Source organism: Amycolatopsis sp. NPDC059021, from assembly GCF_042739895.1.
GTDB lineage: Bacteria > Actinomycetota > Actinomycetes > Mycobacteriales > Pseudonocardiaceae > Amycolatopsis.
Map to the genome: position 1 here is coordinate 1 of NZ_JBHYIQ010000040.1, position 7186 is coordinate 7186.

At 69.0% G+C, this 7186-nt stretch carries 6 protein-coding genes; 5 read left to right on the plus strand and 1 reads right to left on the minus strand.

Annotation, left to right across the window (positions count from 1 at the left end; all coding sequences use genetic code 11):
- Window positions 1–178: 178 nt before the first annotated feature.
- The 5 genes from ACFWX1_RS23290 to ACFWX1_RS23310 all read left to right on the plus strand — a co-directional run bounded on the left by ACFWX1_RS23290 (window position 179) and on the right by ACFWX1_RS23310 (window position 6705).
- A complete protein-coding gene (locus tag ACFWX1_RS23290) occupies window positions 179–1498 on the plus strand; it encodes a peptide ligase PGM1-related protein (protein ID WP_378390535.1) in 1320 nt (439 codons plus the stop codon).
- A gap of 348 nt (window positions 1499–1846) precedes the next feature.
- On the plus strand, window positions 1847–2773 hold the full coding sequence (locus tag ACFWX1_RS23295) for a RimK family alpha-L-glutamate ligase (RefSeq protein WP_378390537.1): 927 nt from the start codon (window positions 1847–1849) through the stop codon (window positions 2771–2773).
- Window positions 2774–2778: 5 nt separating this feature from the next.
- Window positions 2779–4179 (plus strand): FAD-binding oxidoreductase, encoded by a 1401-nt coding sequence (locus tag ACFWX1_RS23300; RefSeq protein WP_378390539.1) that lies wholly within the window; start codon window positions 2779–2781, stop codon window positions 4177–4179.
- 102 nt (window positions 4180–4281) lie between these two features.
- Window positions 4282–5331 carry an amino acid--tRNA ligase-related protein gene (locus ACFWX1_RS23305; RefSeq protein ID WP_378390541.1) on the plus strand — a complete coding sequence of 350 codons (1050 nt, stop codon included), beginning with the start codon at window positions 4282–4284 and terminating at the stop codon, window positions 5329–5331.
- A gap of 33 nt (window positions 5332–5364) precedes the next feature.
- Window positions 5365–6705 (plus strand): MFS transporter, encoded by a 1341-nt coding sequence (locus tag ACFWX1_RS23310; protein WP_378390543.1) that lies wholly within the window; start codon window positions 5365–5367, stop codon window positions 6703–6705.
- 34 nt (window positions 6706–6739) lie between these two features.
- Here the strand turns inward: ACFWX1_RS23310 and ACFWX1_RS23315 are convergent.
- On the minus strand, window positions 6740–7186 hold a 447-nt coding region (locus ACFWX1_RS23315), incomplete at its 5' end, for a flavin reductase family protein (RefSeq protein WP_378390545.1).

Genomic DNA, 7186 nt, shown 5'->3' on the forward strand with positions numbered 1-7186 from the left:
CCCCCCCCCCCCCCCCCCCAAAAAACCCCCCCCTTCACAGCACCACGGTCCACAGAGGACGGTCAGCGTTGGGTTGCCAGGAAAGATGCCATGATTGCCAAGGTTTGCCAGAGCGTGTTAGCGTTGCTGTCCCGGAACCGCAGGTCCGGAGCACGTGCGGAGGGCAGGAGGGGTCGCCATGTCCAGGCTCGTCATCGGCAACTGGGGCAACGAGGCGGAACTGGCGAACATCCCCGCCGAGGACCTCAGGCACGCCGGAAGCCAGGGGCAGCGCATGATCTGGTGCGCGCGGCCCGGTGACGTCCTGGTGCTGCCGATCCGGCCCGATCCGGACTTCTTCGCCTACGCCACGGCGCTGGCCGGGATCGACGCCGCGACACTGGAAGTCGTCGTGCCGCCGCCGGGCAAGGGCGGCGAGGTGCTGACCCGCGACCGGTTCGAGGACGAGGAGCTCATCGCCGGGCTGCGCCGGATCGTCCGGGACCGGGGGATCGACCGCGCCGAGCCGTTCTATCTCGACGGTTACGTGAACCGGCTGATCAAACGGCTGGGGCTGGACAAGGGCACGCCGGGTTTCGGGTTCATGGATCAGGGCGGGAACGAGCTGCTCAACAGCAAGGTCACCTTCCGCGCGGTGGCCGCGGGAACGAATCTGCCGATTCCCGAGGGCGTCGTCACCGACGCCGTCGAAGAGGCCGTGGACTTCCTGTGGGATCTGCTCGGCTCCGGCAGGACGGCGATCGCGAAACAGGACGTGAGCAGCGGCGGGCTCGGCAACGAGGTGCTCGCCGCGGAGGCCGGGGTGGACGCCATCGGCGCGGCGCGCCACGAGGTCTTCACCGACCGCGCCGCGCTCGCCGATCACGTGGCGGAACACTGGGCGTGGTACACCGGCGGCGGGCGCAGGCGCGCGGTCTTCGAGGAGTACGCGGCCGGGTCGGTGCCGATCTGGGGCGAGGCCGCGATCACCGAGGACTCGGTGGAGATCTACGGCTACGGCAGGATCCGGATGAACCCGGTGTGCGACGGCGTGATCATCCCGGTGCCGCCCCCGGACTCGGGCGCCGCGTCGTTCCAGGCGTTCCTGACGCATCTCGAGGCGCTCGCCGGGACGATGCGGGCGATGGGCTACCGCGGGCTGACCAATGTGGACGCCATCCTCACCCCGGACGGCCGGGTGCTGTTCAACGAGTTCAACGGGCGGTACGGCGGATCGACGCATCTGTTCCGGATCGGCGAGCGGGTCGTCGGTGGCGGGTTCCTCGCCGACCGCTGCCTGATCGAACAGCGGGAATGCGCTTACCCCGCCTTCGAAACCACACTGCGGGAACTCACCAGGAGCGGGCTGGCGTACGACCCGGCGACGCGCACCGGGGTCATCGTCCCGGTGTTCGGGACCGAGTCGGAGACCACCGGCGGCGAGGCGTGCGTCGTGGGCGCGGACCTCGCCGAGGCCGAACGGCTCGAGCGCGACCTCCTCGCGTTGTTCCCGCGCTGACCGAGAACGGCAGGGTTCCGGGGCGCCCGCCTGCGAAGGCGGCGCCGCGCCGGCCGAGATCGACCCCGACGGCATTGCCGATTCGGGTGCGTGCGTGTCAATATATTGGCAAGTAGTTGCCAAGGTGGGTTTGCCGGCGAAGGGGGCGGACGTGCAGACGGCTCTGGGGGTTCGGAACGCGCGAGCGCGCGCGGCGCCCGTCGAGGTGGTCCCGTCGTGCCCCGGGCTTCGCCCTCGTCTCGTGCCAAGGCTTCCGGCAACGTACTTCCGCAAGAGTCCACTCCGGACGAAAGATGCGGAAAACCGCGGGACGACGTCGCTTCGCCGACCGGAATCGATGGGATGAATATGCGTATCGGAATTGTGGCGTGGGACGAGGAAGACCCCGATTCTCCCGAGCTGGCGAGCACGGGCCGGGATCTCGGGCACGACATGGCGGTGTTCTTCCTCGAGGACGTGTCCTGCCGGGACGCCGGGGGAGTACTGGAGACCACGATCAACGGCGAACCGGCCGCCGGATTCGACCTCATCATCTCGCGGGCGCAGATCCGGTACGAGCACGCGCAGACCGATCACGAACGCTACGCGCTGCTGAGTCAGGTGCCGGGGCTGACGGTGCTCGACCCGGCCGACGTGTACCTCAACGCGGAGAGCAAGTTCCTGGGGCTCCAGCGCCTGGGCGCGGCCGGACTGCCGGTGGCCCCGACGCGCTGCTGCGCGAGCGCGGCCGAGATCGGGAGCGCCCTCGCCGACTGGGGTGAGGTCGTGATCAAGCCGACGTTCGGCCTCGGCGGGACGGACGTGGAACGCGTACGGCACCTGGACGAGGATCGCGCGCTGGTCGACGGTCTCCTCGCGAAGTACGGCAGGCTGGTCTGCCAGCCGTACTATCCGCACCCCGAAGGCGATATGCGGGTGACGATCGTCGGCGACGAGGCCCCGTTGATCATGAACCGGGTCCCGCACGCGTCGAGCTGGAAGGCCAACGCGAAACAAGGGGCGACGGCGAACATGGTGACGCCGCCCCCGGAACTGGTGGAGATCAGCAGGCGGGCCGCGCGCGTCATGGGCGTCACCATGGCGGGGCTGGATTTCCTGCCCACTCCCGACGGGTATCGGATCATCGAGTTCAACAACTGCCCCGGCTGGTACCCGGCACCCGAGGACTACCGGCGTCACCTCACCGAAAGAGTCATCGAAATCTTCGTGTCCATTCACGAGTCCAAGACCCGCGTGAACGGGCACGCCCACGACCTCCGGCGGCCGGTGCCATGACGACGGTGACGAGAGACGCGTTGGCCGTCTTCAAGGCGGAGTTCGGCGGGCCGGTCCTGCTGCCCTCCGATCCGTCCTATGCGGACACCCGCCGGATCTGGAATGGCATGCACCTGCGGGAACCGGCGGTGATCGCCCGGTGCACCAGCACCGCGGACGTGCGCGCGGCCGTGCGCTTCGCGGTGGCGTCGGGGCTGCCGGTGACGGTCCGGGGCGGTGGTCACAACGTCGCCGGGACCGCGGTCGCGGACGGCGCGGTGATGATCGATCTCTCGCTCATGCGAGAGGTGACCGTCGATCGCGGGGAACGGGTCGCGCACGCCCAGGGCGGTTGCCTGCTCGGCGATCTGGACGCCGCCACGACACCGCACGGCCTCGCCTGCCCCGCCGGGGTCGTCTCCCACACCGGACTGGCCGGGCTGACGCTCGGCGGCGGATACGGCTGGCTGGCCCGGAAATGGGGGCTCACCTGCGATCATCTGCTTTCCGCCGAGGTCGTGCTGGCGGACGGCTCGGTCGTGGAGACCGAAACCCATCCAGACCTGCTGTGGGCCCTGCGCGGCGGAGGCGGCAATTTCGGCGTCGTCACCCGGTTCACGCTGCGCCTGCGGGAAGTGGGGCCGGTCCACCACTGGGCCGGCGTCTATCCGCTCGAAGACGCCGGCGCGGCGCTCGCGCGGTATCGATGGTTCGCCGAGCAACAATCGGCGGATCTGCACGCCGTCGGGGCCATGAAGGTCGCGGGGGAGCAGGGCTGGATTCCGGCCGCGCTGCGCGGCAAGCCGGTGCTCACGCTCACCTCGGTGTGGCTGGGCGCGCCGGAACGCGGCCAGGCGGCCAGCGCGGCGCTGTTCGACGCCGTCCGGCCCGCCGCCTCGGTGCGGCGAGTGATGCCGTACGCGGAACTGCAGGCCCTTGGCGACCACGGCGAGCCGCACGGAAACCGCTACTTCACGAAATCCTGCTATCTCGCCGAGCTTTCGGCGGATACGATCGAGGGGCTTGTCGAATCCTGCGCCGATATCAGATCGCCGCTCTCGGCGATCGATTTCGAATACCTGCGCGGCGCGATCGGCGATGTTCCCGACGGCGAATCGGCCTTTCCCCGCCGCGCCGCGCCCTATATCTGCACCGCGTCGGCGCAGTGGCTCGATCCCGGGCACGATCCGGAGAACATCTCGTGGGCGCGGGCCACGATGAGCAGGCTGGCGGAGCACGCGTACGGCGGCGCCTATGTCAATTACCTGCAGGACGAGCCGGACAGCAGGGTACGCGACGTCTACGGTGACGACCGGTACGCGAAATTGGCCGGAATCAAGCAGCGTTACGACCCGGGCAATCTGTTCCGGGAAAACCAGAACATCCCTCCTCGCAGTAATCAGCCAGTCCCCATGAGCTCGAAGTAATCCGGCAACGAAACCGCACCTGAATTGTCCCGAGCTGCCGGCCTCTGGTCGGTTCGGTCGCTATCAGCACAGTAATCCCACCGCGTGACAGGAGTGCCATCCATGCCACCGTCGATCACGGACACCTCGCTGACACCACCCGGAACGTATGGCAACGCCTCCGGTTCCTTTCTCAAGGCCATGCAATCCCCGTGGTACCGGCTGGTGGCCGATCTGCAGGACACTATTCTCACGGCCACGGTCGACTACGCGCGCGGACGCGGGCTGAAGGCGTTGTACCTGCCCTTGACGACCCGCACGATCACCTGCCCGTCGGGCTGGGGCAGTGACACCTGCCCGGTGCCGGTGACGGTCAACGGCGTCGACACGTACCTGCCCGACTCCATGCAGTTCCTGCTGGAGTACGGCTGTCAGGTGGCCGAAGGCGGCGGCTACACGATCATGCCCTCGTTCCGCAGGGAGATCCCGGACCAGACGCATCTGAGCCAGTTCATCCACAGCGAGGCCGAGATCCCGGGTGGCCTGGAGGAGCTGATCGACTACGTCGAGGGCTACGTCAAGGCGTTGTCGGCCGCGATCCTCGAGCAGCACGGCGGCAGGCTGGCGGACACCCGCGGCGACGTCTCGCATCTGGAACGCATGGCGGGGCAGGAGAAGTTCGCCCGCCTCACCCTGGACGAGGCCGCCAGGGTGCTGCGGGACGACCCGGCCTACCTCGTCTCCGAGGAGTCCGGGCGCAGCCTGACCCGCGCGGGCGAGCTGGAACTGATGGAACGCGTCGGGGAGTTCGTCTGGGTCACGCATTTCGACCACCTGTCGGTCCCGTTCTACCAGGCCTTCGAGGACGAGCATCACCGCACCGCGCGCAACGCCGATCTCCTGTTCGGCATCGGCGAGGTCGTCGGTTCCGGCGAGCGGCACACGACCGGTGAACAGGTGCGCAAGGCGCTGGCCATGCACGACGTTCCCGAGAACGAGTACGCCTGGTATGTGACCATGAAGTACGAAAAGCCGTTGCGTACCGCGGGATTCGGCATGGGCGTCGAACGTTTCCTGCTGTGGGTGCTCGACCACGACGACATCCGGGACATCCCGCTGGTCTCCCGGGTGGCCGAGCCCGAGAAGTGGCCGGCGAGCATCGATCGTCCCTGACCAGGTGGGTGCCGAGACCGAGGTGTCCGTTCCATGCGCGAATCGACCGATCCGTCCGCCGGGGCCGAAGTGACCGAAGACGCGGCTCCGGCGGACCGGACGGACGGGCCGGGCCGCCGGAGTCTGCTGCGGCAGCGGGACTTCCGCCTGTTCTGGGCCGGGGAGACCGCGAGTGTGTTCGCCGGCAACGCCACCGGCCTGATCCTGCCGTTGCTCGCGGTCACGGTGCTGGATTCCAGTCCGCTGACGCTCGGCTTCCTGGCCGCCGCGGTGTGGCTGCCCTGGCTGCTGATCGGGCTCCCGGCGGGCGCGTGGGTCGATCGCCTGCCGAAGCGGCCGGTGATGATCACGTGCAATCTGGTGTCGGCGGTGTTGCTGATCAGCGTCCCGCTGGCGTGGTACGCCGGGACCCTGACGGTCGCCCAGCTTCTCGTGGTCGCACTGGTGACCGGCGGGGCCACGGTCTTCTTCGTCACCGCCTACCACGCGTACTTCCCGCTGCTCGTCGGCGAACGTCACCTCATGGAGGGCAACGCGAAGCTGCAGGGCAGCGAATCGGCGATGCTGATGCTCGGCCCCAGTGCCGGGGGCGTGATCACGCAGGCGTTCGGCGCGGCCACCGGGGTGCTGATGAACGCGGCCGCCCATCTGCTGTCGGCCGTCTGCCTGACGCGGATCCGCGGGCGGACCCCGGAGGACATCCGCGCCCGGCCCCGGACCGGGCTGCGCGCGGAAATGCGGGACGGGCTGCGTTTCGTCCTGAAGGACGCCTACTTCAAGCCGATCGTGCTCTACGGCGCCATGGCGAACCTCGCGCTGGACGGCTATCAGTCGATTTACGTCGCCTTTCTGATCCGGACCGTGGGCGTGAACCCGGTGACCGTCGGCGTGCTCATCGCCGCCGGCGGGGTCGGCGGGATTCTGGGCGCGATGGTGGTACGGCCGCTCGTGCGGCGATTCGGCACCGCGCGGGGATTCCTCATCGGCAAGTTCGTCGCCACCCCGTTCGGACTGCTCATGCCGGTGGCGGGCGACGGCCTGGCGGTGCTGTTCTTCTTCGCCGGGCTGTTCGTCGTGGACGGCAGCCTGGTGGCGGGCAACGTCATCATGGACAGCTTCCGGCAGGCCTACTGCCCGCCCGAACTGCTGGGCCGGGTGGTCGCCACGACGACGTTCATCAAGTACAGCACCATCCCGGTCGGGGCGGTCCTCGGCGGTTTCCTCGGCGACCACGTCGGTCTCCGGCCGACCATGTGGATCATGACCGGCGCGCTCGTCTGCTGCACGGCGATCCTGCTGTGGGGCCCGATACGCCGGATGCGGGATTTCCCGAAGGAGCCGGTGAATCCGGGTGCCGGGGCTCCCGGTTCGTGAGCCCCGGCACCCGGAACCGCTTCGTGGCGACGGATCAGAAGAACCAGTGCCGGGGCTCGGTGTCGTGCGGGACGAGATCGCCGAACCCGCCGCGGTAGAAGGCGAGTGGTTCACCCGGTGCGGCACAGGTCCTGGTGACCGAGCCGAGGACGATCGTGTGGTCACCCGCCTCGACGCGGCGGTCCACGTCGCATTCGAGGTGGGCCAGCGCGTTCGGCACGACGGGTACCTCGTGGTCGCCGTACTCGAGTTCCAGCCCGGAGAAGTGGTCCTCGCCCCGGGCAGCGAAGCGCAGGGCGATCGCCTGCTGCCGCTTGGCGAGGACGTTCACCGCGAAGCGTCCCGACCGGCTCACCGCCTCGGCGCTGCGAGCGCCGTGGGCGAAGCACACCAGCAGCAGCGGAGGATCGAGCGAGACCGAGGTGAGCGAGTTGAGGGTCATGCCGTGCGGCTCGCCGTCGTGCACCGTGGTCACGACGGC

Bases quoted from the DNA above. Each gene is read 5' to 3' on its own strand.
- ACFWX1_RS23305 (WP_378390541.1), top strand. From the start codon at position 4,282: ATGCCACCGTCGATCACGGACACCTCGCTGACACCACCCGGAACGTAT.
- ACFWX1_RS23295 (WP_378390537.1), top strand. From the start codon at position 1,847: ATGCGTATCGGAATTGTGGCGTGGGACGAGGAAGACCCCGATTCTCCC.
- ACFWX1_RS23310 (WP_378390543.1), top strand. From the start codon at position 5,365: ATGCGCGAATCGACCGATCCGTCCGCCGGGGCCGAAGTGACCGAAGAC.
- ACFWX1_RS23290 (WP_378390535.1), top strand. From the start codon at position 179: ATGTCCAGGCTCGTCATCGGCAACTGGGGCAACGAGGCGGAACTGGCG.